General features: G+C 71.2%; 2 protein-coding genes. Both read left to right on the top strand.

From position 1 onward, the window contains the following. Window positions 1-394 (top strand): CinA family protein (locus ML342_RS11790; protein WP_240127202.1); only part of this gene is annotated, 394 nt, incomplete at its 5' end. Next, on the top strand, window positions 381-521 hold a 141-nt coding region (locus ML342_RS11785; protein WP_500809977.1), incomplete at its 3' end, for a LexA family protein. The genes ML342_RS11790 and ML342_RS11785, both read left to right, overlap by 14 nt.

Here is a 521-nt window from a genome sequence, read left to right as displayed (position 1 = left end):
CAAGTGCATGACCGACATCCCGGGCTCCTCGGCCTGGTTCGACTGCGGCATGGTCGCCTACAGCTACGAGGCCAAGCAGGCGCTCTTGGGGGTGCGTCCGCAAACCCTCGAGCAGTTCGGCGCGGTCAGCCGCGAGACCGCGGTGGAAATGGTGTCCGGGGCGCTGGTGCATTCCGGTGCCACCCTCGCGGTCGCGGTCACCGGCATCGCCGGCCCCGGCGGTGGCAGCCCGGACAAGCCGGTCGGCAGCGTGTGGATCGGCTGGAAGCGCCGCGGCGGCTACGCGCGCGCGGAACTGTTCCGGTTCGCGGGCGACCGCGAGGCGGTGCGCCGGCAGACGGTCGCGGCGGCGCTGGCCGGCCTGCTGCGGCAGTTGGAGGATGCGCCGGCTTGACAGCGGCGGCATTAGTAGCAATGCTACTAACATGCCGCTCACCGCCACCCAGCGTGCCATCCACGCCTTCATCGCCGAACGCATCGAGGCCGACGGCTATGCGCCGTCACAGGCGGAGATCGCCCGC

The organism is Thermomonas alba (assembly GCF_022419205.1).
Lineage (GTDB): Bacteria > Pseudomonadota > Gammaproteobacteria > Xanthomonadales > Xanthomonadaceae > Thermomonas > Thermomonas alba.
Note: the sequence above shows the minus strand (reverse complement) of the source record. Positions and strands in the feature narration are given on the sequence as shown.